The sequence below is a fragment of the Flavobacterium sp. UGB4466 genome (assembly GCF_903469665.1).
In the GTDB taxonomy this organism is placed as follows: Bacteria; Bacteroidota; Bacteroidia; order Flavobacteriales; family Flavobacteriaceae; genus Flavobacterium; species Flavobacterium lipolyticum.
The window spans coordinates 1-873 of the sequence record NZ_CAGKLC010000249.1 but is presented as its reverse complement, the minus strand read 5'-3'; the positions used below and the strand labels follow the sequence as shown (position 1 = coordinate 873).

General features: G+C 35.5%; 1 protein-coding gene. It reads left to right on the top strand.

The genetic code is table 11. The annotated features are described in order from the left end of the window. A partial coding sequence (locus JO950_RS21915; RefSeq protein WP_237732431.1) for an RHS repeat-associated core domain-containing protein occupies positions 1–807 on the top strand: 807 nt, incomplete at its 5' end. Positions 808–873 lie beyond the last annotated feature (66 nt).

The following is an 873-nucleotide window of genomic DNA, read 5'->3' as shown; positions in this document are numbered from 1 at the left end:
TATAATGATTATGTACCTACTAATAATAAGTATAAGTACAATGGAAAAGAGTTGCAAGACGATGATATTGGAGGCTTGGGGCTTAACATGTACGACTATGGAGCACGTAATTATGACCCTGCAATTGGTCGTTGGATGAATATTGACCCCCTTGCGGAACAAATGAGAAGATGGTCGCCATATAATTATGCATTTAATAATCCTATGAGGTTTACTGACCCAGATGGAATGGGACCAAATGACATCATAATTTGGGGTTCGGCGACTTATAAGCAGACTGCGTTAAATGATTTACAAAAACTCACGAATGATAAGTTAACTATGTCGGAAGATGGTAAAGTTACTATTGAACAAAAAGGAGGTAGTAATTCAGATAAGACACTATCTGTTGGAACAGATTTAATATCTAGTTTGATAGAATCACCTAAAACTACTACAATTGAACAGTCTTGGGGGGATAATGGCACTAAGGCAGACAATGGTTTTGATAGTGTTCGTAATAAAGATGGCTCTCCAGGACAAGGAACAGATTCAACTGTAAGTTATAATGCAAATGGAAAAGGTGAAAGCATCGTTAATGCAGATGGAACAAAAGGAAGACCAGCCTTTATTGGACTTGGGCATGAATTAGCTCATGCTAAAGAAAATGCTACTGGAACTCGAAATACAACTCCAAATGAAACAAAAATTGACCCTGACGATGGAACAAAGGGGACATTAAGTGAAAGTGAAATAAAAGTTAGGGTAGTCGACTCTCAAATTCGTAAGGAACAAGGAGTCGTTGAAAGAAAACAACCATATAATTAAAAAATGAAAAATACTTTTTATTACTTAATAATAATAACATTATCATCATGTGGACACTATATAAAT